At 63.6% G+C, this 24979-nt stretch carries 13 protein-coding genes and 1 pseudogene; 10 read left to right on the top strand and 4 right to left on the bottom strand.

Annotated elements, in window-relative coordinates:
- Positions 1–11 precede the first annotated feature (11 nt).
- The 6 genes from JMY28_RS02710 (at position 12) to JMY28_RS02685 (ending at position 7030) form a co-directional block, all read left to right on the top strand.
- Complete coding sequence (locus tag JMY28_RS02710; RefSeq protein WP_201694343.1) at positions 12–443, top strand: ExbD/TolR family protein; 432 nt, start codon at positions 12–14, stop codon at positions 441–443.
- A 142-nt stretch (positions 444–585) separates the two neighbouring features.
- A complete protein-coding gene (gene leuS / locus JMY28_RS02705; RefSeq protein WP_201694342.1) occupies positions 586–3180 on the top strand; it encodes a leucine--tRNA ligase in 2595 nt (864 codons plus the stop codon).
- A 75-nt stretch (positions 3181–3255) separates the two neighbouring features.
- Complete coding sequence (locus JMY28_RS02700; protein ID WP_201694334.1) at positions 3256–3819, top strand: LPS-assembly lipoprotein LptE; 564 nt, start codon at positions 3256–3258, stop codon at positions 3817–3819.
- A gap of 43 nt (positions 3820–3862) precedes the next feature.
- On the top strand, positions 3863–5059 hold the full coding sequence (gene holA, locus JMY28_RS02695; RefSeq protein WP_201694332.1) for a DNA polymerase III subunit delta: 1197 nt from the start codon (positions 3863–3865) through the stop codon (positions 5057–5059).
- Positions 5060–5257: 198 nt separating this feature from the next.
- The gene (locus JMY28_RS02690) at positions 5258–6529 is read left to right on the top strand and encodes a glutamate-5-semialdehyde dehydrogenase (protein WP_201694600.1); all 1272 of its coding nucleotides are present in this window, start codon (positions 5258–5260) and stop codon (positions 6527–6529) included.
- A gap of 78 nt (positions 6530–6607) precedes the next feature.
- On the top strand, positions 6608–7030 hold the full coding sequence (locus tag JMY28_RS02685; RefSeq protein ID WP_201694331.1) for a CopD family protein: 423 nt from the start codon (positions 6608–6610) through the stop codon (positions 7028–7030).
- A gap of 47 nt (positions 7031–7077) precedes the next feature.
- Here JMY28_RS02685 and JMY28_RS02680 read toward each other — a convergent pair whose 3' ends face one another.
- Positions 7078–7530 carry a nuclear transport factor 2 family protein gene (locus JMY28_RS02680; protein WP_201694330.1) on the bottom strand — a complete coding sequence of 151 codons (453 nt, stop codon included), beginning with the start codon at positions 7528–7530 and terminating at the stop codon, positions 7078–7080.
- An 811-nt stretch (positions 7531–8341) separates the two neighbouring features.
- Between JMY28_RS02680 and JMY28_RS39480 the strand changes: the two are divergent.
- The 4 genes and pseudogenes from JMY28_RS39480 to JMY28_RS02665 all read left to right on the top strand — a co-directional run.
- Positions 8342–8833: pseudogene (locus JMY28_RS39480) on the top strand (ESPR domain-containing protein); the annotation flags it as partial.
- Positions 8834–8848: 15 nt separating this feature from the next.
- The gene (locus JMY28_RS02675; RefSeq protein ID WP_236596659.1) at positions 8849–15781 is read left to right on the top strand and encodes a YadA-like family protein; all 6933 of its coding nucleotides are present in this window, start codon (positions 8849–8851) and stop codon (positions 15779–15781) included.
- Between the two features lie 477 nt (positions 15782–16258).
- On the top strand, positions 16259–17926 hold the full coding sequence (locus tag JMY28_RS02670; RefSeq protein ID WP_201694328.1) for a GMC family oxidoreductase: 1668 nt from the start codon (positions 16259–16261) through the stop codon (positions 17924–17926).
- Between the two features lie 61 nt (positions 17927–17987).
- Entirely contained in the window at positions 17988–19922 is a 1935-nt protein-coding gene (locus tag JMY28_RS02665; protein WP_201694327.1) for an alkyl/aryl-sulfatase, read from the top strand.
- A 270-nt stretch (positions 19923–20192) separates the two neighbouring features.
- Here the strand turns inward: JMY28_RS02665 and JMY28_RS02660 are convergent, their stop codons facing one another.
- From JMY28_RS02660 to JMY28_RS02650, 3 genes are all read right to left on the bottom strand, one after another.
- A complete protein-coding gene (locus JMY28_RS02660) occupies positions 20193–23507 on the bottom strand; it encodes a hybrid sensor histidine kinase/response regulator (protein WP_201694326.1) in 3315 nt (1104 codons plus the stop codon).
- Positions 23507–23692 (bottom strand): hypothetical protein, encoded by a 186-nt coding sequence (locus JMY28_RS02655; protein WP_201694324.1) that lies wholly within the window; start codon positions 23690–23692, stop codon positions 23507–23509. The genes JMY28_RS02660 and JMY28_RS02655 overlap by 1 nt, the downstream gene beginning before the upstream one ends.
- Before the next feature lie 349 nt (positions 23693–24041).
- Entirely contained in the window at positions 24042–24899 is an 858-nt protein-coding gene (locus JMY28_RS02650; RefSeq protein ID WP_201694322.1) for a MurR/RpiR family transcriptional regulator, read from the bottom strand.
- Between the last annotated feature and the right edge of the window lie 80 nt (positions 24900–24979).

Genomic DNA, 24979 nt, shown 5'->3' with positions numbered 1-24979 from the left:
AGGCAACGCGAATGGCATTCGGCGGACTCGAAAAGAAGCGCGATGCGGCACCGATGTCGGACATCAACATGACGCCGCTCATCGACGTCATGCTCGTGCTGCTCGTCATCTTCATCATCACCGCGCCGCTTTTCACGCACGCGATCCGGCTCGATTTGCCGAAGGTCGCAGCCGAGCCCGCGCAGCGAACGGCGCAGACCGTCACGCTCTCCATCGACGCCGCCGGCAAGCTCTACTGGAACGCCCAGCCCATCACGCTGGACGAGCTGCGCGCGCGCTTCACGGCGGCGGGCAAACAGCCCGAGTCGCAGCAGCCCGAGCTGCAACTGCGCGCCGCGCGCGAGACGCGCTACGACGTGATCGCCCAGGTGATGGGCGCCGCGCAGCAGGCCGGGCTCACGCGCCTCGGCTTTGTGACCGAGTCGCCCGCCGGCGCGCACTGAGCGCGCGCCAGTCAACGGTATAATCAACGTTTCCCTTAAAAACGGGCCCAGCGAAACCGCCGCAATCTGCCGGTATCGTGGACGGCCGGCCCGGTGCATCCGGCACCCAAACCGCCCGTTTTCAGCGTTCACCATCCACACCATGCTCGAAAAATACGTTCCCTCCGACGTCGAATCCGCCGCGCAAGGCGAATGGCGCGCCACCGACGCTTACCGGACGGCCGAGAAGGCCGACAAGCCCAAGTTCTACTGCGTCTCGATGCTGCCGTATCCGTCGGGCAAGCTGCACATGGGCCACGTGCGGAACTACACGATCAACGACGTGATGTACCGGTATCTGCGCATGAACGGCTACAACACGTTGATGCCGATGGGCTGGGACGCGTTCGGCATGCCTGCCGAAAACGCCGCGATGGCCAACAGCGTGCCGCCGGCCAAGTGGACGTACGACAATATCGAGTACATGAAGGGCCAGATGCAGTCGATGGGCCTTGCCATCGACTGGTCGCGTGAAATCGCCACCTGCAAGCCCGACTACTACAAGTGGAACCAGTGGTTCTTCCTGAAGATGCTCGAAAAGGGCATCGCCTACAAGAAGACCGGCACGGTGAACTGGGACCCGGTCGATCAGACCGTGCTCGCCAACGAGCAGGTGATCGACGGACGCGGCTGGCGCTCGGGCGCGCTGGTGGAAAAGCGCGAAATCCCGATGTACTACCTGCGCATCACGCAGTACGCCGATGAGCTGCTGAACGACCTCGACGGCCTCGGCTGGCCCGAGCGCGTCAAGATCATGCAGCAGAACTGGATCGGCAAGAGCTTCGGCGTGAACTTCGGCTTCCCGTACGAGCTGGACGGCGAGAAGAAGCTGCTGCGCGTGTTCACCACGCGCGCCGACACGATCATGGGCGTGACTTTTGCCGCGATCGCTGCCGAGCATCCGCTTGCCACGCGTCTCGCGCAAGGCAAGCCGGAGCTGCAATCGTTCATCGACGAATGCAAGCGCGGCGGCGTGGCGGAAGCCGACGTCGCGACGATGGAAAAGAAGGGCGTGCCCACGGGCTTCACCGTCACGCACCCGATCACGCACGAGCAAGTGCCGGTGTGGATCGGCAACTACGTGCTGATGAGCTATGGCGAAGGCGCCGTGATGGGCGTGCCGGGCCACGACGAGCGCGACTTCGCGTTTGCGCAGAAGTACGACCTGCCGATCAAGCAGGTCATCGCAGCGGAAGGTGAGACGTACTCGCTCGACGGCTGGCAGGAATGGTACGGCGACAAGGAACGCGCCGTTTGCGTGAACAGCGGCAAGTACGACGGCCTCGCCTACACGGCGGCCGTGGACGCCGTGGCGGCCGACCTCAAGGCGCTCGACCTCGGCGACAAACAGGTCACGTGGCGCCTGCGCGACTGGGGCATCTCGCGCCAGCGCTACTGGGGCACGCCGATCCCGATCATCCACTGTCCGAGCTGCGGCGACGTGCCGGTGCCGGAAAAGGACCTGCCGGTCGTGCTGCCGGAAGACCTCGTGCCGGACGGCACGGGCAACCCACTCGCGAAGTCCGAAGCGTTCCTGAACTGCAAGTGCCCCACGTGCGGCGCGGCTGCGAAACGCGAAACCGACACGATGGACACGTTCGTCGACTCGTCGTGGTACTTCTACCGCTACGCCGCGCCGGATGCGAAGAACATGGTCGACGAGCGCACCGACTACTGGATGCCGATGGACCAGTACATCGGCGGCATCGAGCACGCGATTCTCCACCTGCTGTACTCGCGTTTCTGGGCGAAGGTCTCGCGTGACCTCGGCCTCGTGAAGTTCGGCGAGCCGGCGAAGAACCTGCTCACGCAGGGCATGGTGCTCAACGAAACGTTCTACCGCGAAGACGCATCGGGCAAGAAGACCTGGTACAACCCGGCCGACGTGACGGTGACGCACGACGACAAGGGCCGCCCGGTTGGCGCGACGCTCAACAGCGACGGCCAGAGCGTGGTGCTGGGCGGCGTCGAGAAGATGTCGAAGTCGAAGAACAACGGTGTCGACCCGCAGGTGCTGATCGATCTGTACGGCGCAGACACGGCGCGTCTCTTCACGATGTTCGCGGCGCCGCCCGAGCAGCAGCTCGAGTGGTCGGGCGCGGGCGTGGAAGGCGCGAGCCGCTTCCTGCGCCGCGTGTGGGCCTTCGGTCACGCGAACGCCGACGCGATCAAGTCGCGCGCCTCGTTCGACGCGGCGGCGCTCACGGACGTCGAAAAAACGCTGCGCCGCGAAGTCTATAGCGTGCTCAAGCAGGCCGACTTCGACTATCAGCGCCTGCAGTACAACACGGTCGTTTCGGCGGCGATGAAAATGCTCAACGCCATCGACGGCGCCAAGGGTGCGGGCGCCGGCGTGCAGCGCGAAACCTTTGGCGTGCTGCTGCGCGTGCTGTATCCGGTCGTGCCGCACATCGCGTTCGAACTCTGGAAGGCGCTCGGTTACGGCGACGAATACGGCACATTGCTCGACGCGCCCTGGCCGAAGGTCGACGAAAAGGCGCTGGAACAGGCCGAGATCGAACTCGTGCTGCAGGTGAACGGCAAGGTCCGCGGCGCCGTGACGGTGGCCAAGGACGCGCCGAAGGATGCGATCGAAGCCGCCGCACTCGCGCACGAGATGTTCGTCAAGTTCGCGGAAGGCCGTGCACCGAAGAAGATCATCGTCGTGCCGGGCCGCCTCGTGAACGTCGTGGTCTAAGAGCCAATAGAGGCCACGCTGGCGGCGCAGCCTTGCGCCGCCACCCAGACACTGTCGCGAACCCAGGGAGTCCATGTGATTCGCAGATCGTTCCTCAGGTTGTTCCCGCTCGTGGCGGGCGGCGCGCTGGCCCTCTCGGCCTGCGGCTTCCAGCTGCGCGGCGAGCAGAACTTCGCCTTCAAGCGTCTTGCCGTCGTCGGCGCGCCGCCGCCGGTCGTCGGGCGCCTCTCGCGTATGGTCGAAGGCGGCAGCGATTCGGTCGTGGTCGATTCGGTGGCCAATGCCGACGCTGTGCTGCACCTTTCCGAAGGACGTAGCTTCAGCACGCTCACGCTCAATTCGCTCGGCGCCGTGGTGGAGTATCAGGTCAACTATTCGCTCAACTACACGCTGACGAGACCGGACGGCTCCGTGCTGATCCAGCCGAGCGCGATCTCGCTGAATCGCGCGATGACCTATAGCGATCAGTTCTCGACCGCGAAGACGCAAGAAGCCGACCTGCTGTTCACCGACATGCAGAACGACGCTGTCGATCAGCTCATGCGGCGCCTTGCCGTGCTGAAGACGCTGAATCCGACACCCGATCAGGTCGTGCCGGGTGTCGCGCCGCGCGCACCGCTGCCGCCGCCGCCGCTGTAATGCGCGCTGTTTCCATCTACTGAGCGATCTTCGACCGAGCGCCATGCAACTGCGACCCGACGCACTCGAACCGCACCTCGCGAGAGGGCTGGCCGGCCCGTACGTCGTCTACGGCGACGAACACCTGCTCGCCCAGGAGGCGTGCGACCGCATCCGCGCGGCTGCGCGCGCGGCGGGCTTTACCGACCGCTCGGTGTTCACCGTCGAGCGCGGCTTCGACTGGAGCTCGCTCCTCGGCGCGAGCCAGTCGATGTCGCTCTTCGGCGATCGCCAACTGGTGGAGTTGCGCATTCCGTCGGGCAAGCCCGGCAAGGAAGGCGCGGATGCGCTCAAGACCCTCGCTGCGGCCTCGAATCCCGACGTGCTGATGCTCGTCACGCTGCCGCGGCTCGACGCCGCCACGCAGAAGTCCGCCTGGTTCACGGCGCTCGCGGAAAGCGGCGTGGCGATCAAGATCGATCCGGTCGAGCGCACGGCGCTGCCGAACTGGATCGGCCAGCGGCTCGCGCTGCAAGGCCAGCGCGTTGCACCCGGCGAGGACGGGCGGCGTGCGTTGCAATTCGTGGCTGAGCGCGTGGAAGGCAATCTGCTGGCGGCGCATCAGGAAATCCAGAAGCTCGGGCTGCTGTATCCGCAAGGCGTGCTCAGCTTCGAGCAGATTCACGACGCCGTGCTCAACGTCGCGCGCTATGACGTATTCAAGCTCAACGAAGCCATGCTGACCGGCGATGTCGGGCGCCTCGCGCGCATGCTCGACGGGCTGCAGGGCGAAGGCGAGGCTTCGGTGCTGGTGCTATGGGCCGTGGTCGAGGAAATTCGCACGCTGCTACGCATCAAGCGCGGTGTGGCGGGGGGCAAGCCGCTCGCCATGCTGCTGCGCGAGAACCGCGTTTGGGGGCCGCGCGAGCGGCTCATCGGGCCGGCGCTTTCGCGCCTGAGTGAAGCCACGCTCGAGCGGGGTCTTGCGCTGGCGGCGCGGCTCGATCGTCAGGTGAAGGGGCTTTCGGGGCAATCGCGCGCCGATTGGCGCAACGCGCTGCCGCCGGACGCTTGGGACGGCCTGTTCGAACTGGCGATGACGGTCGCCGCGCCCCGCGACGGCGGAGCGCCGGCGCGCAGCGCTGCGGCGCCTGGGCGCGCGCAGCCGGGCGGTCAGCAGCGCAGCCCAGCAGCGGCGGCAGCCGCCGCAGCGGCAGCGGCCCGACCGCGCACCGCAGGGCCGTCGGGCCGGCCGGGCTAAAGCGCTCCACGCTTGCGCGAACCGGCGCTTCGGCGCCTGCTCTACGCCCGCCGCGCGGCCAGTACGCACGCCCAGCCGCCCGGCCACGTCCAGCAAACCTTGGCGGCTGGCCTTAAAATCGGCCTGGACCGCTTTGAATCGAACCGCGCTTGGCGCATCCATCGACTGCGCCTCACGCGCCGCATGACGAAAGACACCATGGATATCGACCAGTACATGACCGACCTCGGCCGCCGCGCCCGCAAAGCTTCGCGCGCGATGGCACGGGCCTCGACGGCCGCGAAGAACGCGGCGCTCGAAGCGGTGGCGCAAGCCATCGAGCGCGACGCGCAGCAATTGAAGGATGCAAACGGCCGCGACCTCGCACGAGCGAAGGAGAAGGGCCACGATGCGGCCTTCATCGACCGTCTCACGCTCTCGGACAAGGCGCTGAAGACGATGGTCGAAGGCCTGCGCCAGGTTGCCGCGCTGCCCGACCTCATTGGTGAGATCAGCAATCTCAAGTTCCGCCCGAGCGGCATTCAGGTCGGCCAGATGCGTGTGCCGCTCGGCGTGATCGGGATCATCTACGAGTCGCGGCCAAACGTGACGATCGACGCCGCGGCGCTGTGCCTGAAGTCGGGCAACGCCACGATCCTGCGCGGCGGCTCCGAGGCGCTGGAGTGCAACACGGCACTCGCGAAGCTGATCGGTGAAGGGCTGGCTGCGGCTGGCCTGCCCCAGGACGCGGTGCAGGTGGTCGAAACCGCCGACCGCGCGGCGGTGGGCAAGCTCATCACCATGACGGAATTCGTCGACGTGATCGTGCCGCGCGGCGGCAAGAGCCTGATCGAGCGCCTGATGGCCGAGGCGCGCGTGCCGATGATCAAGCACCTCGATGGCATCTGCCACGTGTACGTGGACGACCGTGCAGATCTCGCGAAGGCGCTGACGGTATGTGACAACGCCAAGACGCACCGCTACGGCACCTGCAACACGATGGAGACGCTGCTGGTTGCGCGCGGCATCGCGAATGACGTCTTGCCGCCGCTCGGCAGGCTCTATCGCGAGAAGGATGTCGAACTGCGCGTGGACGCCGCGGCGCGTGCAATTCTCGCCGACGCGGGCGTCGGCCCGCTCGTGGACGCCACGGAAGAAGACTGGCGCACCGAGTACCTCGCGCCCGTGCTGGCGGTGAAGATCGTCACCAATCTCGATGAGGCGGTCGAGCACATCAACACCTACGGCTCGCACCATACCGATGCAATCGTGACGGAAGACCATGATCGGGCGATGCGATTCCTGCGCGAAGTCGATTCGGCGAGTGTCATGGTGAACGCCTCGACGCGTTTTGCGGATGGCTTCGAGTTTGGTCTTGGCGCGGAAATCGGCATCTCCAACGACAAGCTGCACGCGCGCGGCCCGGTTGGCCTCGAAGGCCTGACGTCGCTCAAGTACGTGGTGCTCGGACACGGCGAAGGCCGGCAGTAGCCTTTCGTCAGGCGTGGCGGCGCGCCGCGAAATGTGCGCTGCCGCTCCCCTCAATCGCCCATCAAGAAGAAAAAAAGGATGTCGATGCTCTGGGTCAAGACGTTTCACATCGTGCTGATCGCCTCGTGGTTCGCCGGCCTTTTCTACCTGCCGCGAATCTTCGTGAATCTCGCAATGGAAACGGAGCCCGCGGCGGTCAAGCGCCTGCTCATCATGGCGCGCAAGCTCTACCGTTTCATGACGCTGATCGCCGTGCCCGCCTTGTTGTGCGGACTTTGGCTCTGGCTCGTGGTGGGCATCGGGCGCGGCCAGGGGTGGATCCACGCGAAAGTGGGCGTGGTGGTGCTGCTCATCGCCTACCACGCATACTGCGGACGCCTTCTGAAGACCTTCGAACGCGGCGAGAACCGCCGCTCCGACAAGTGGTATCGCATGTTCAACGAACTGCCGGTGCTCGGCATGCTGGCCGCGGTAGCGCTGGCCGTCATCAAGCCTTTCTGATCCTGCCCACCTGATCCCGCTGCGGCACGCCGCCGCACGGGCATCGCTCAAATGGTGCCCGTCTCTTTGCGCAGCATGCGTGCCGCCGCAACCCTCCATTCGCCCTCGCGCTTCACGAACACATCGGTGAAGCGGTACTCGATCGCCTTGTAGCCCGCTGCGGGTGTGTATCGGTTGATGCCGGTCGCGACTGCGACATTGTCGATCACCTGTACACGCACGTCTTCCAGCACCTGTGAGCCGCCTTGCGGCTGCGCAGCGGCGGCCATCAGGTCGCGTTTGTTGCGGCGGATGTTGCCTGGAAATACCTCGAAGAACTTATCGTCAAGCAGATCGTTGAGCGCCGGGCGGTCGCCGGTCGCTGCGGCCTGGGTCCACTGATGTTCGAGCAGTTCGATTTGAAGACGCTCGGAAATGGGGCTGGTCGAGGCGGGCTTGGACGCGGCCCAAGCGGAAGTCGCGAGAAGGCTGGCGGCGGCGAGAATCAACATGCGGTTCATCGTGTTTCCTTGATGTGACGGTGAAGGCGAAGGGCCTGGAGGCAAGGAAACGGATGGGGCGCGGTGGGTGTGGCGCCGGCGTGAAGGACATGCGAGCGGCGCGAGGTTCTGCGTTACGGCCTTGAGGTTCGTAGAGCGTGAGCCCTGTGTCAGCGTTTCCCGACAACGAAATTCTATGGAGCCGACAGTTCTTGAGATATAGGACGAATCTCAAAAGAGCGGCGAGGCACGGGCTGTTGTTAGATGTCGCAGCCGTGGGCTGCCTTTGACGAAAGCGGGTAACTGCGTCGCGGGATGGGATTTGATTCGGGTTAAAAAGACCATGGAAGGTCGTTGTTTAGGGGAGTTACCCATGGAATTGACTGTAAATGTATTGATGCAAATTATTTGTAGGATTTTTCTATTTCAAATGAGGGTGAAGTGGATTTTCGATGTGATATTCGGATTATTTTTTGTAGTAAGAATAGTAGGGCTGATCTCATATTGTGAGGATTTCATCGCATTCGCGGCTGAATGCGTTTAATTTATTCTTTTTACGTAGACTACGCTGACCCGGCCATGTAGCCGTTTGTCTGCATCGATGAGGTAATGCCGATCTAAAATTTTTGTTTAAGAGTTCTCCTATGTCGCTTCTGGTTACTGATTAATAAAGTCGCGAGTGTCGTGGTATCTGTCCCGTTTAATTCTGTCGGTATTTTCTCAATGCTGATCGGGGCGATATCCATTGCGTTGTTGACGCAGTCGGTGCCGCTTTGCGCTAACGCACCGCCTCGTCTGATGTTTCGTCACTCGTCTTTAATCAGGGCAAAGAATGAACAAGACATATCGATCAGTTTGGAACGAGTCCACGGGGACGTGGGTTGCGGTGCAGGAAAATGCTAGTGCTCATGGGAAACGGTCCTCCAGAAATACGGCCGCGGCACTCAATGCAGTCCTTCTTCTGGGAGCGGGCTCATTCGCAAGCACCGCTGCTTTTGCCTCCGGGACGGTCAAGGATAGCGGCGGCACGCCAGTGATCGCGACTTCCACGGGCAGTTCGACGTGCGTGGGAGGGGGCTATACGATACCGTACGCGGACAACACCAATGCGCCGGGCGGCGGTTCTGCATATGCGGTTGGCTGCAATGCGAGCGCTGTTGGTCAAGATGCAATAGCGATCGGTCAGAGTGCATGGGCCGCGGCAATCGACGCGGTTACGGTTGGCGGCAATTCCTTAGCGAGCGGCACGCGTTCAGTGGCTGTTGGCCCCTTTGCAAATGCAGTTGCGACTAACGCCGTAGCAATCGGTACCGGTGCCGCGGCAACGACTGCGAATTCGGTGGCGCTCGGCAACGGAACGACCACAGCCACCGCTGTCAACACGGCCAGCGGCGTGATCGGCGGGACGACGTACGATTATGCGGGCGCAACGCCGACCGGCGTGGTGAGCGTGGGCGGCGCAGGTGCGACGCGCCAGGTCACCAACATGTCGGCCGGCCAGGTGACGTCCTCGAGCACGGATGCGGTGAACGGCTCGCAACTGTTCGCGACGAACACGCAAATCACGAAGAACACCTCGGATATTTCGAACCTGTATAGCGACGTCACGAACATCGGTGGCAACGCCGATGCGGTGAAGTACGACTCGTCGGCGCACAGCTCGGTGACGCTGGGTGGTGTTGGCACCTCGCACGCTCCCGTGGTGCTGAAGAACGTGGCCACTGGCGTGGATCCGACCGATGCGGTCAACGTAGCGCAGATGCAGAACTACGCGGCCACGGGCAACCCGTACATCGGCGGAAACGGCAACGGCGCCGCTGCTCAAGCCACGTCACCGGGATCGGTCGCGCTGGGTCTTGGCTCGGTCGCGAATTCGCCCTACACGATTTCCGTTGGTAACTCGGCGGCCAACCTTACCCGTCGGATCACGAATGTGGCGCCTGGCGTCGCTTCGACGGACGCCGCTACTGTCGGGCAGCTGAGTAGTTCGGATTCGGCCATGCTGATGGCGGTCAACAACCTGTCAGATAGCACGCACACGGCCCTTCAGTCTGTGAACAACCGGCTCGGTGCACTGAGCGCAGTAAATCCGGTAGGCGCGGTAGCGGATTCGAGTCCGTCGAACCCATGGATCCAGGTGGCCGGGCCAGCCGACGGCAGCGACCCAGCGTACGCCACACCCCTTACCGGAAACGTGGCGATCGGGCAGGCTGCGACCGCGACCGTCGGAGCGGGTGTGGCTATCGGCGCGCAGGCGCGCTCAACGGGAACGGGGGCGGTGGCGATCGGCACTGGTGCAACGGCGGCTAATAACGGGTCCACCGCTGTGGGCCTCGCCGCGCAGGCTATTGGCAGCCAGGCGAACGCAATTGGTTACGGCGCTGTGGCACAGGCCGACAACTCAACCGCACTGGGTATGGGCGCGAACGCGCTCGGTACCAACTCAATGGCGTTCGGCAATTACACCTCGGCTGCCGCTATGAACTCCGTGGTGATCGGTCAGAACGCAAACGTCGACTCGAAGGCAACAGGTTCGATGGCGATTGGCTACATGGCCAAAGCGACTAGTGCAGCGCCGAGCTCGGTTGCGCTCGGTACTTCCTCGGTCGTGGATCGCGCGAACAGCGTTTCGGTGGGATCGAGCAAGCAACTGCGTCAGATCATCTATGTTGCGAACGGCACGGTCAGCACCGACGCCGTCAACGTTAGCCAGCTGACGAGCGCCGTATCGGCCTTCGGCGGCAATGCGACGGTCGGCGCCGACGGTTCGGTCGTGAACCCGTCCTACGTCATCGGCGGCAAAACCTATAGCAATGTGGGAGATGCGTTGAACGCGGTTGGCGGTGTCGATCCGTTGGCCGTGCACTACGACGGCTCGTCGATGGCATCCGTGACGCTGGGTGGCTCGGGCCACGCGGCAGTGAAGCTGACGAACGTGGCGAACGGCGGGTTGAACGCCTCGAGCGTTGACGCGGTGAACGGTTCGCAGCTGTATGCGCTGGGGGCGACGACCGATGCGTCGGGCAACATCACGAATGCGTTCGTGGCGTACGACGACTCGTCGAAGAGCGCGGTCACGCTGGGCGGCTCGGGCCACGCAGCGGTGAAGGTGAAGAACGTTGCGGCCGGTGACATCAGCAATGCCTCGAGCACCGATGCGGTGAACGGTGGCCAGCTGTACACGACGAACCAGAGCATCTCGAACCTCGCGGGCGATGTGACGAACATCTCGGGCGACATCACGAAGATCAAGGGCACGGTGGCCGATTCCGTGCTGTACGACTCGTCGGCACATGACTCGGTGACGCTGGGCGGTTCGGGCCACGCAGCGGTGAAGCTGACGAACGTGGCGAACGGCGCGCTGAGCGCCTCGAGCATTGACGCAGTGAATGGCTCGCAGCTTTACGCGCTGGGTGCGACGACCGATGCGTCGGGCAACATCACGAATGCGTTCGTGACGTACGACGACTCGTCGAAGAGTGCGATCACGCTGGGCGGTTCGGGCCACGCAGCGGTGAAGGTGAAGAACGTTGCGGCCGGTGACATCAGCAATGCCTCGAGCACCGATGCGGTGAATGGTGGCCAGCTGTACACGACGAACCAGAGCGTCTCGAACCTCGCGGGCGATGTGACAAACATCTCGGGCGACATCACGAAGATCAAGAGCACGGTGGCCGATGCTGTGCTGTACGACTCGTCGGCACATGACTCGGTGACGTTAGGCGGCTCGGGCCATGCAGCGGTGAAGCTGACGAACGTGGCGAACGGCGCGCTGAGCGCCTCGAGCATTGACGCAGTGAATGGCTCGCAGCTTTACGCGCTGGGTGCGACGACCGATGCGTCGGGCAACATCACGAATGCGTTCGTGACGTACGACGACTCGTCGAAGAGTGCGATCACGCTGGGTGGCTCGGGCCACGCAGCGGTGAAGGTGAAGAACGTTGCGGCCGGTGACATCAGCAATGCCTCGAGCACCGATGCGGTGAACGGTGGCCAGCTGTACACGACGAACCAGAGCGTCTCGAACCTCGCGGGCGATGTGACAAACATCTCGGGCGACATCACGAAGATCAAGAGCACGGTGGCCGATTCTGTGCTGTACGACTCGTCGGCACATGACTCGGTGACGTTAGGCGGCTCGGGCCATGCAGCGGTGAAGCTGACGAACGTGGCGAACGGCGCGCTGAGCGCCTCGAGCATTGACGCAGTGAATGGCTCGCAGCTTTACGCGCTGGGTGCGACGACCGATGCGTCGGGCAACATCACGAATGCGTTCGTGACGTACGACGACTCGTCGAAGAGTGCGATCACGCTGGGTGGCTCGGGCCACGCAGCGGTGAAGGTGAAGAACGTTGCGGCCGGTGACATCAGCAATGCCTCGAGCACCGATGCGGTGAACGGTGGCCAGCTGTACACGACGAACCAGAGCGTCTCGAACCTCGCGGGCGATGTGACGAACATCTCGGGCGACATCACGAAGATCAAGGGCACGGTGGCCGATTCCGTGCTGTACGACTCGTCGGCACATGACTCGGTGACGCTGGGCGGTTCGGGCCACGCAGCGGTGAAGCTGACGAACGTGGCGAACGGCGCGCTGAGCGCCTCGAGCATTGACGCAGTGAATGGCTCGCAGCTTTACGCGCTGGGTGCGACGACCGATGCGTCGGGCAACATCACGAATGCGTTCGTGACGTACGACGACACGTCGAAGAGCGTGGTCACGCTGGGCGGCTCGGGCCACGCACCGGTGACGCTGAAAAACGTTGCGGCTGGCGTTGAAGCGACCGACGCTGTCAACGTGGCGCAGATGACGCAGGCCGTGATTACGGGCAACCCCTACATTGGCGGCAGCGGCTCGGGTGTCGCTGCAAAGTCCACCGCAGTGGGAGCGGTCGCACTGGGCCTTGGCTCGGTTGCGAACACGCCGTACACGATTTCCGTTGGTGACTCGTCGGCCAATCTCACCCGTCGAATCACGAACGTGTCTGCTGGCGCGATCGGTACGGACGCCGTCAATCTCGATCAGTTGAACGCTGCGATGGGCGGCGTGTCGGCGACCATGCCGGCGGCGGTCGACAATATGGCGAGCGATACCAAGACGGCGCTCAAGGCTGTGAACAACCACCTCACTGCATTGAGCGCGGAAAGTGCGGTTGGGGATTCGGGTTCCAATCCCTGGGTCCAGGTTGCCGGGCCGGCCGATGGTAGCGACGCCGCGTACGCCACACCGCTTACAGGGAACGTGGCAATTGGGCAGGCCGCGACTTCCACCGTCGGCGCGGGCGTTGCCATCGGTGCGAGCGCCCTGTCAACGGGAACGGGAGCGGTGGCGGTTGGTACAGCTGCGACGGCAACCAACACCGGATCTTTCGCGATGGGAACGAGCGCAACGGCGTCCGGCGCTGGCGCCAACGCACTGGGCTACGGTGCGGTCTCGCTTGGGACCGACTCGAACGCACTGAGTGCGGGCGCATACGCGTTGGCCAACAACGCGCTGGCGATCGGCTTTAACAGCTCGGCTGCCGGTACCAACTCAATGGCAATTGGTCTTGGCACGAAGGTCGACTCGCAGGCAACGAATTCGATTGCACTTGGCAGCAAGGCTAACGTCACCAGTGCAGCGCAGAATTCCGTGGCGTTAGGCTCGTCCTCGGTTGCGGATCGTGCGAATAGCATTGCTGTCGGCTCGAGCAACCAGCAGCGCCAGATCATCTACGTTGCGAACGGTACGGCCAGCACCGACGCGGTAAACGTCAGCCAACTGACTGCAGCGGTGTCGGCCTTCGGTGGGAATGCGACCGTTGGCGCGGATGGTTCGATCGTGCAGCCGACCTATATCATCGGCGGCAAGACCTATAGCAGCGTGGGCGACGCGATCGACGCGCTGGGCGACGGTGGCGGCGGTGGTACCGCTACGGATCCGTTGGCGGTGCACTATGATGGTACGTCGATGAGTTCGGTCACGCTGGGCGGCACGGGCGCGGCTGTGAAGTTGACGAATGTCGCGAATGGCGGCTTGACCGCATCGAGCGTTGACGCGGTGAACGGCTCACAGCTGTACGCACTCGGTGCAAAGACCGACGACGCGGGCAACCTGCTCAACGCGTTCGTTGCGTACGACGATACGTCTATGAGTTCGGTCACGCTGGGCGGCGGCATGAACCATGCACCGGTAGCGCTGCACAACGTTGCAGCAGGTGTGGTGAGCGCATCTAGCTTCGACGCGGTGAACGGCACGCAGCTCTACGGTGTGGCAAGCTCGACGGCTACGGCGCTGGGCGGTAACTCGAAGGTCAACGCGGACGGATCTATCGGCGTGCCGACCTATGTGCTTTCGAACCAGACGTACAACGATGTTGGCACGGCACTCGACGCCGTCATGGAAGCGGCCAAGGGTGGCGGTGTGGATGCGGTCGTGTACGACGACGGAACGCATACCAAGCTGACGCTCGGCGGCCAGAACACGACGACAGGCCCGGTCGCCCTGACGAACGTCGCAAACGGCGAAGTAGCGGCATCGAGCGTCGACGCAGTCAACGGTTCGCAGCTGTACGCACTGGGCGCGAAGACGGACGCTTCGGGCAACCTGCTCAACGCGTTCGTCGCCTACGACGACACGTCGATGAACTCGGTGACGTTCGGTGGTGCAAACCACTCGCCGGTCGCGCTGCACAACATCGCAAACGGCGCACTGAATGCCTCGAGCTTCGATGCAGTCAACGGCTCTCAGCTCTATGCACTGGGCGCGAAGACGGACGGTTCGGGCAACCTGCTGAACGCGTTCGTGGCCTACGACAATACGTCGATGAGCAAGATCACGCTCGGCGGCGTCGGTTCGAAGTCGCCGGTCGTCCTGACGAACGTCGCGGCAGGCCAGGTCACCGCATCGAGCGTCGACGCGGTGAACGGCTCGCAGCTGTACGCACTGGGCGCGAAGACGGACGGTTCGGGCAACCTGCTCAACGCGTTCGTTGCGTACGACAACACGTCGAAGGGCTCGGTCACGCTGGGTGGCGCGGGTTCGACCACGCCGGTGGCGCTGCACAACGTGGCGAACGGCACCACGGCCTACGACGCGGTGAACTACGCGCAGCTTCAGGCGATGGGCGCACAATTCGACAAGTCGGGTAACGTAACGAACGCCTTCGTTGCGTACGACGACACGTCGATGAGCTCGATCACGCTGGGTGGCAACATGAGCCACGCACCGGTCGTCATCCACAACGTCGCAAACGGCGCTCTCTCGGCAAGCAGCCTCGACGCCGTGAACGGTACGCAGCTGTACAACACGGCATCGACCACGGCTGACGCACTGGGCGGTGGTTCGACGGTCAACGGCAATGGTTCGATCTCGGCTCCGACGTACAACGTGGGGGGCAACACCTTCACGAGCGTTGGCGATGTGATCACCAACCTCGACGGCCGCGTGACGAACCTCGACGGCCGTGTGACCAACATCGAGAAGACGATCACGAGCATCGCTGGCGACGTGACGAACATCTCGGCTCAGGTCGCGAATGCAGTCCAGTACGACTCGACGGCACACGACAAGATCACGCTGGGCGGTACGGGTTCGACTTCGACGGTCAAGCTGACCAACCTGAGCGACGGCGAGCTCTCGGCATCGAGCTCCGACGCCGTGACGGGCGCGCAGTTGTACGCCACGAACCAGCACGTCGCAGATCTGGGTCAGCAGATCCAGAATATCGGCGACACCGGTTCGCAGTACATCTCGACCAACACCACGAGCGGTGCGGCCTCGGCAACGGGTTCCAACTCGATCGCGGCGGGCGGCGGTGCAACAGCTTCGGGTGCGAACTCGACGGCGATCGGCGACAAGGCTTCGGCCACGGGTAACAACTCGGTCGCGCTCGGTGCGAACTCGGTGGCGGACGAGGACAACACTGTGTCCGTGGGCTCGCAAGGCAACGAGCGTCGTATCACCAACGTCGCGAACGGCGTCAACCCGACCGATGCGGCGAACATGGGTCAGCTCCAGAGCGGCTTGAATGCGCTCCAGAGCAACGTGAACTCCGTGGCTCGCAACGCCTACGGCGGTGTCGCAGCGGCAACCGCGCTGACGATGATTCCGGACGTCGATCAAGGTAAGACCATTGCAGTTGGTGTCGGTACGGCCAACTTCCAGGGCTACCAGGCAGTGGCGCTCGGCGCCTCGGCTCGCATCACCCAGAACATCAAGGTGAAGTTGGGCGGTGGTTACGCCTCGGGTGGCGGTGCAACGTACGGCGGCGGTATGTCGTACCAATGGTAAGCGCCTGACGGCGAACCGGAGGCGACGCGGTATGGCCGCCTCGGGCGAGCCTGGCTGCCTACTTAGTTCGGCTGCGTAGTTCAGGCCGAAGCGTAAAGCGGATTCCTTCGGGAGTCCGCTTTTTTTATGGCGACGCTTTCGGCATGAACAACTCGCGAGGGCCGCAAGCCTTGTTACGTGCGCTCGGCGGCCTGGCCGCTAGCCAGCATCGGTACGCTGGCTTCCAGACATGAGAGGTTCGGGCCGGGAACACTCGACGGTGCGCATCAGACGTTGCCAGCGTGAACCGCGATGCGGCTCACCTACCTCATCCGGGTGGGGCTGCCTCCCGCGCTTTGCTGTTACCCTGGCGTTCGCAGGTCCACTGCACTGCCATGGAGACAGGTGTAGGTCCGGAAGGGGCAACCCGCCGAATCTTCGCGAACATAACGGACAAGTGGGCGGCGACGTGAGCCGCATCCACGAAAGGGAACCCCTATGCGTTCTTCTTCCAGCGCGCCCGTTGCCGGCGAATACGACTACCTTGTGATCGGAGCGGGGTCCGCCGGCTGCGCCGTTGCCGGACGTCTGGCCGAAAACCCCACCATCAGCGTTGCCGTGATCGAAAGCGGTGGCTGTGACGATCACTATCTGATCTGGACGCCGGTTGGACTGGCCAAGACCGTCGTCAAGCCCGGCCCCTATAACTACGGATACTACAGCGAGCCCCAGGCGGCGCTCGGCGGCCGCACCAATTACCAGCCGCGCGGGCGCGTGCTTGGCGGCTCGTCGTCGGTCAATGGCATGGTCTATATCCGCGGTCATCACAAGGACTACGACGACTGGGCCGCACAAGGCTGCCATGGCTGGAGCTTCAACGACGTACTACCGTATTTCAGGCGCAGCGAGAACAATCGTCGCTTCGCGGGCACGGACAATCCGTGGCACGGCACCGAAGGCCCGCTCTATGTCAATGATCTTCGGTCTCCAAATCCTTTTGCGAAGTCCTTTCTTCAAGCGGCCGAGCAGGCTGGCCACAAGCTGAACGACGACTTCAACGGCGCGGAACAGGAAGGGTTCGGCTACTACCAGGTGACTCAGCACAACGGTGAACGCTGGAACGCCGCGCGCGCCTATCTGCACCGCGGCGAAGCCGCCAACGGGCGTTACAACAACGGCAGGACGAACCTGCACGTGTTGACCGAGACGCAAGCGTTGCGTCTCGTCTTCGACGGCCGGCGCGCGGTGGGCGTGGTCGTTGTCCGTGGTGGCGTTGAGCAGGTGCTGCGCGCGCGCCGCGAGGTAATCGTCTCCGGCGGTGTATTCAATTCGCCGCAACTGCTGCTGGCGTCCGGCATCGGGCCGGCAGAGCACTTGCGCTCTTTCGGCGTCGAGGTGCTCCAGGACTTGCCTGGCGTTGGCGAAAATCTGCAGGACCATCTCGACATCGTCATCAATACGCAACTCGACAGCACCGATCTGTTCGGCGCGACGCTGCGCGGGGGGCTGCGCCTTCTCAGGGAGATCCGGCGCTACCGGCGCGATCGTACCGGCATGCTCACCTCCAATTTTGTCGAGGCCGGAGCGTTCGTGAAGAGCCGCCCCGAGGTGGAACGCCCCGACCTCAACCTGGTGTTCACGGTGGCCTTGATCGGCAATCGCAACATGGGCAGCCGGCGCAAGCTGGGTCACGGCTACTCGGGGCACGTTTGCGTGCTGCGCCCTGAGAGCCGCGGCTTCGTTCGTCTGCGCTCGCCCGACGTGCGCGATGCGCCGCTGATCGATACGCAACTCATGAGCGCGCCGCGCGATATGGAAACGCTGATTGCCGGCATCCACATCATGCGCGATGTGCTCGGGCAGCCCGCGATGAGGGATCTGGGCGGCCGCGAGATGAGGAGCGAGAGTTTTGCAGATGAGGCAAGTCTGCGCGCTTTCGTGCGCGACCACGCTGACTGCCTGTATCACCCGGTAGGCACTTGCCGGATGGGCCCCGACACGGACCGGCTCGCGGTAGTCGATCCCGAACTGCGCGTGAGAGGCGTCGAAGGCCTGAGGGTGGTCGATTGCTCGATCATGCCCACGCTGATCGGCGGCAATACCAACGCGCCCGCAATGATGATCGGCGAAAAGGCGGCGGACATGATCCGCGCCGCTGCGCGCTGATCGGCAAGACACTGCGCTTTCGCCCGTGGTGAGGGCGCTCGACGAATCAACGGAGTTCACGATGTCACACTCGCTGAAACACGAAGATGTCCATGCGCCGTCCGGGGTGCTGCCGGCAACTGCCGCCACGATCGCGGCGCACGAGGCGGCCTCGCTCGACTTGCCAGCGGACGACCCGCTCGAAGTGCTCGACGCTCACCGTGGTTTCATCGGGACGATTGCCGATGCGGAGATACGCGGCGAGTACGGACAACTGGTATGGACTCTCGCCGGCTACGAATTCCTCGAGGAGGAACAGGCACCGGCCACGGCCCACCCCGCGCTCTGGCGACACGCGCGGCTCAACACGATCCACGGTCTGTTCCGCGTGACGGAGCGCATCTACCAGGTCAGAGGTTTTGACGTTTCGAATGTGACGTTCATCGAGGGCGACAGCGGTCTGATCGTCATCGATCCGCTCACCTGCAAGGAAACGGCCGCCGCCGCGCTCGACCTGTATTTCGCGCATCGACCGCAACGGCCCGTGGTCGCCGTGATCTACAGTCACAGTCACGCCGATCACTTCGGTGGGGTGCGGGGCGTGGTGAGCGAAGCCGATGTCGCCGCGGGCAGGACGGCGATCATCGCACCCGCAGGCTTCATGGAAGAAGCCGTGTCGGAAAACGTGATGGCCGGAACGGCAATGGCTCGCCGCGCCCAGTTCCAGTTCGGCCACACGCTGGCGCGCGGTGCGTGCTGCCAGATCGATACCGGTATGGGCAAATCCATCCCACGCGGCACGATCACACTGATACGGCCGACGCAACTGATCCATGAGGCAACCGAAACGCATGTGATTGACGGCGTCGAAATCGTGTTTCAGCTCACGCCGGAAAGCGAAGCGCCTGCAGAGATGCATTTCTGGTTCCCTGGCGAGCGTGCGCTCAATCTCGCCGAGAACGCCACGCGCTCACTCCACAATCTGTGTCCGCTGCGCGGCGCGCAGGTCCGCAATGCCCAACTATGGTCGCGCTATCTGGGCGAGTCGCTGGAGCGCTATGGGCGCGGGGCCGAGGTTGTGTTCGCCCAGCACAACTGGCCGACGTGGGGTAACGCGCGCATTGTCGACTACCTTGAGGCGCAGCGGGACCTCTACAAGTTCCTGCATGACCAGACCGTGCGCCTGATGAACCATGGATTGAATGCGGCCGAAATCGCGGAGCAGATCCGCCTGCCGGACGCGCTGCGCGCGAAGTGGCACACGCGTGGTTACTACGGCACCATCTCGCATAACGTGAAGGCCATCTACCAGCACTATCTGAGCTGGTACGACGGCAATCCCGCTAACCTGCATGCGCTGCCGCCCGAGGCATCGGCGCCGCGCTACGTCGAATACATGGGCGGCGCCCGGGCGATGCTCGAGCGCGCACGCCTGGATTTCGATCGGGGCGAATATCGCTGGGTCGCGCAAGTGATGAATCACCTCGTCTTTGCGCAACCCCGTTTGCGCGAAGCGCGCGAGCTAGGCGCCGCGGCGCTCGAACAGATGGGCTACCAGACCGAGTCGGCAACGTGGCGCAATGCATTCCTGCTCGGCGCGCGCGAGTTGCGCCACGGACGGGATGCATCAACCCAGTTCGGCGCCCGCAGCCGCGACATGGTCTGTGCGATCACCGAGGAAATGTTCTTCGACTACCTTGCCGTGCGTATTGACGGGCTGAAGGCGCAGCATTTGAAAATGCGAATTGAATGGTTGTTCACGGACCTTCAAAAGCTGTTCACGCTGAATTTGCAGCATGGCGCTCTCACGTGGTCGGCCTCGGATGGAAACACGGCGACGGACCTGCGTGTAGCGATGTCGAGAAGCACGCTGAACCGGATTCTTTGCGGCGAAACCGGCTTTCGGGATGCCTTGGCGGCGGGCGACATCGTGCTCGAAGGCCAGATCGCGCTTTTTGGCAGCATGTTTGAAACTCTCGATCAGTTCGACGGCGAATTCAACGTCGTCGAGCCTTGATACGGCGCGGCTAACGATGTGGGCGAGGGCGGTATGCTCGCCTTCTCGCCGGGCGACGGCATGAACAACGGCATCGGCCTCGACAAGATCAACGGCGGCGGGAGCCCTGGCGTCCGCGCGTTTGCTCGTCCTGTCCGATCCGATCTCCGCTTCTTTGTGCGCATCGCCACCTCCTATACGGGAGTGTTGCGACGATGGGTCGAATTCGGCCTGTGTACCAGCTTTCCCAACGATGCTGGCCGACCGCTTACGCCGAATCCGCGTTGTTATTCAGTTTTCCTCACGAGGCGATGCGATCGTGCGCAGTGCTGCCAGTTCCGTCGTGACTGCTGCCGCCAGTTCGTCCACGTCTTCGGTCCACGCACCTGCTTCGCGTATCGTCGAGCGCAGTTCGAGGCAGGCTTCATTCAGCATCGAAGGTCCGAGCACCGCGAGACCGCCAGAGACGCGATGTGCCCAATCGCGTAGTCGCTTGACATCTCGCTGTCGTGCGATTTCGGTGTAGTCGGCGATGTCGTGGTCGGCCTGCTCGACGAAGATGCTAACAATCTCAGGGGCTAGCGCCGGGAAACGCGGTAGTTCAGTCTCCGCGCTTGTTTGCGATTCACTCGCAGTTTGCACTTCGGGCTTGGGCGTGCTTGCGGCCTGCGTAGCCACGGCTGCCAGCACACGGGCAAGATCGGCAAGTGTGACTGGCTTGCTCAGGTAATCGGTGAAACCCATTGCGCGGCCTTGCGCGATCTGTTCGGGTAACGCGTTCGAACTCACGGCGTAGATTGGCAGGTCCGGATACCTCTTGCGTGCTGCCTCCAGCAACTGATAGCCGTTCATGACAGGCATGTTGAGATCGGTGAAGACGAGATCCACGTGTTGCCCGTCGAGCCGCGCAAGCGCTTCCTCGCCGTCTTTAGCTTCGACTACCTTCGCGCCGAGCGTGCGCAGCTGGTCGCGCAGCAAACCGCGATTGAGAAGATTGTCCTCGGCGATCAGTGCCGTGAGGGAGGGGAATTCGCCTTCTTCGGCGGGCCTGTTCGTTGCGGACTGCAGCGCTGCCGTGGACACAGCGGTGCCAGGACGCAGCATCTGGGTCGCAGCACGGATACCTGAGAGGCTGTACAGACTGACTTCGGCGCCGCCGCCGTCAAGCGCGACAGGGACGAGGGGCCCGTCCTGGCGCAGCCAGACGATTTTTGCGGCGTCGCTCCAGAGTAGCCGAACGTCGTCTGGCGAGAATTCATTGGTAACCAGCAGATAATCGAACGTCCCTTCGCGCGGCGGCTGATCGGAGCTCAGGAAAGTCGGTGTGCTCACGCGACTGTCGAACAGATTGCCAAGCCATTCGCGGTTCTCGGGCGCACGGCATAGTATGGCCGGATGCGTGTCCGGGAGCGTCCATCCGTCGGCGGCTGTAGCGTCACCCTCGCGGCGCAGCGGCAGGATGACGGCCACACGCGTACCCACGCCCGGCGCGCTGTCGATCTCCACGCGGCCCCGCATCAAGCTCGCAAGGCGCGCACAGATTGAAAGCCCGAGGCCGGTGCCGCGCGCCTGCGTGAATCGCTGGTCGTCGCCCTGTGTGAACGGCTGAAACAGCTGCTTCTTCAAGTCGGCGGGGATGCCGCAGCCGGAGTCGCTGACGCTGATTTCGACCGCATCGTCGTGCCAGCGGGCATGCAGTACGATCTTCCCCGATTGTGTGAACTTGAACGCGTTGCTGAGCAGGTTGTTGACGATCTGAGCGAGCCGCACGACATCGAACTGCAGCTGCGCCGGCAACGCCCGGTCAATCACGAGATAGAAGGGCAGTCGCTGGCGCGCGGCGAGCGGCGCGTGGGCGAGGGCAATACGCTCGAGCAACGCGGCGACGGAGCCGGCCTCTTCATTCAGCCTCATCTGCCCCACGTCGATCTTTGAGAAATCGAGGACGTCACTGACGATTTGCAGCAGCTCGCTGGCTGAAACTTGCATGGCGTGTACGCGCGCACCCTGTTCGGGCGCAAGCGGTCCACGCGCTAAAAGTTCGATATTGCCGACGAGCGAGGCGAGCGGTGTGCGGATCTCGTGGCTCATCGCGGCAAAAAAGCTCACCTTCGCGCGCGCGGCCTCGTCGCTCATGAGCTTCGCTTCGCGCAGCAGGCGTTCGGCCTCGTGGTGCTTCGACATGTCGGCGACCGCGCAGAACATCACGTCCTCGCGGTTCATCGTGGCGGGCGCATACGTAATGGCGAGATGCAGCGCTACTTCGCCGGGCCGCTCCAGCGAGAACGGTAACTCGTGCACCGGTGTTTCGTCGTCGCCATTCGCGAGCGCGGGCCACGGCCAGTGCCTCTCGAACTCGGCGCACAGGGCGTTCGGCAGCCGCGTAGTTTGCGCGTCGAGGCCGAGCACATTGCGCACGATCTGATTCGCAATGACGATCTCAAAGTTGCTGCGCCTGACGATGCACAATCCAACAGGCGTCGCGTGAACGAGCAGGTGATTGAGCAGCTCTCCCTCGACTGCGCGTGTGGCCTCGTCGTAGGTGTGCGTCAGCACGTGGCGATTCCAGTAGCGCGAGAGCATGACGAGCATTGCAACGAGCGCCGCCGTCAGGATGAGGATGAGGACGACCGGTGCGCGCGTCAGCGTAAAGAGGTCGCTCCACGAGAGCGCGACCATGTAGTGACCGAAGTCGCTTGCTAGTGGTTCCTCGCGCATCGCCAGGCCGTAGCGCGGGACGATATGGGCCAGGCCTGCGGGCAGGCTCGCGACGCGCCGGTCAAGGTATTGCGCGCCGGCCGGTGAAAGCGATGTATCCAGGATGGCGCCACGTGCATCGAGCAGCGTCAATGCGTGCTCCGAGGCGCTGCCGGGCAGCGTGCGGCTGAACGTGCCGAGATCGACACTCGTGATGACGAACGCATAGGGTTTGCCGTCCTTTTGCACCGGCGTCGCGCCGAGCACAAGATTGGGCGCAAATCCGAGCGCGGTGGGAGGGCGGAACCAGGATACCTTCAGTCGGTCGCCAGCGGCGAGCGAATCCTGGCTGCTCGCAGCAAGGCGCAGAAGTGCCGTGTCGGCGAGCAGGTGCGCTGCTTCGCCCGGCGGCAACTGCGAACCCTTTACTGTGAGACCGTGGCTGTACGCTGCGCTGCCGTCGACGCGCAACAGCATAATGGGGACGTCGGACCAAATCTTGACGGCCGCGACGAACCGCTCGCAAACCGCAAGAAGATCCGGCGAACCACCGCTCGGGCCGAACGTCGGGGAGCAGCGCGAAGACGTCGCGCCGTCCGTCTGTGCCTCGCGCTCCGGCGCATCTTCGAGCGTCAGGGCGACTGCTGCGCTTCCAAGGATGCCCAAGTGTCGCCAGATCTGTGCGTTGGCTTGGGCGTTCACAATGCGTGCCTCCAGCCGCTGCTCGCGTAGCACGGTGAGCACCACGCCGCTGATCGCGATCGCCGCCAGGCACAGCGCCGCAAAGATGAGCAGGCCGGTCAGCATCGTAAAGAGATGCCTCTCGCGCCTCAGGTTGTGCTCGAGCGTTTTGAGCGCGGCAGCTGGCGAGGCCTGGGGCGAAGCGACCGGGCGGAATCGGCGTGGCATTACGCGAATCCGCGTTCGGCGGCGTAGCGGATCGGATCGGCGTTGAAGCCGAAACGGCGCGGGGCGTCGAGCAACGCCGTGCCGGTTCCGGCCTTCGCGAGGACACCGCAGCCCCGCATCGCCTCATGATCATTGGCGAAGGCGGTCAAGACGGTCGAATGGGCGTCAGTCACCGCGATACGCATGTTTCGCGTTGCAATCGTCATGAGCATCGGATAGCAGTCTTAAGTGAAGGATCCCGGAAGAACTGCCTACCGGACGTGGCTTCAATCCCTATGCGCTTTCACCCAAACTCAAATCATTATATGTCAGCGATATCCGATCCTTTTCTGCGGTGATCGCCGGGCACGCGTGTCGCGCGGCGCATGCCGCTATCGAGTCATGGGCTGTGATATCGACCGCGTAAAGACGGTGTCGACGAACTGCTTTTGGCCGGTGCGCAGTTGATTCGGACGGAGTGGTGCACAGCCCATAGCCCGCAGTTGGGCTCACAAGACATTCGGCGCAACGCCGTTCGCACCGCCAGAGCAATATTCAGCCGTTCGGGTCCAGACGTCGCCGCGCGATGAGGTCCTTGGCGCCTGCGAGTTTTTCCGCAAGCTCCGGCCCGCGCTGCAGCGCCACACCTACTGCGAGTATGTCGCCGATCGCGAGATGCGAGGTGCGCGAAGTCATCGGCGAGAAGACGTCGGTATCTTCGTCGACGTTGGCATGCAGGCCTACGCTCGCGAGGCGGGCGAGCGGCGAAGTGCCATGCGTGATGGCGATGACCTTCGCGCCACGATCCAGCGCAGCGCGCGCGGCGTCTACGATGTCGCGCGTGCGTCCGGTGTTCGAGATCGTCACGACGACGTCGCCGGGACCGAGCAGCGCCGCCGACATGAGAAACGTATGCGGATCGGAATACGCGACGCTCGGCATGCCAAGGCGAAAGAACTTGTGCTGCATGTCCTGCGCGGCGATGCCCGAACCGCCCGCGCCATAGAACTCGATACGCGACGCGTGCGCGAGCAGGTCGATCGCGGCGGCGAGCGAGTCGGTGGAGAGGTTGTTGCGCACTTGCACCAGCGCGCCGATGGTGCGCTCGAGCACCTTGGCCGCGACGCCCGGCACCGGCTCGTTCGGGCTCACGTCGCGGTAGACGGCCGGGTGCTCCGTAGGCAGATCGGCGGCGACGGCCTGCGCGAGGCGAATCTTGAACTCCCGGAATCCCGAGAATCCCAGCGCGTGGCAGAACCGCGCGATGGTCGGCTGGCTCACGCCCGCGCGTTCGGCGACCTCGGTCATCGAAAGATCGAGCACTTCGCGCGGCGCCTCGACAACGTAATCGGCGAGCTTGCGCTCCGATGGGCGCAATTGCTCGCGCATGGCTTTCACCTGGGACAGCAGCATCAGGAAACTCGCACTATGCTGAAAGATCCGTGGACTATAACGGATCGGAGGTTATGTACAAAAACTACAAGATCATCGCT

It is taken from the genome of Paraburkholderia hiiakae (assembly GCF_904848665.1).
GTDB lineage: Bacteria > Pseudomonadota > Gammaproteobacteria > Burkholderiales > Burkholderiaceae > Paraburkholderia > Paraburkholderia hiiakae.
This window is presented reverse-complemented; position numbering and strand designations above follow the sequence as displayed.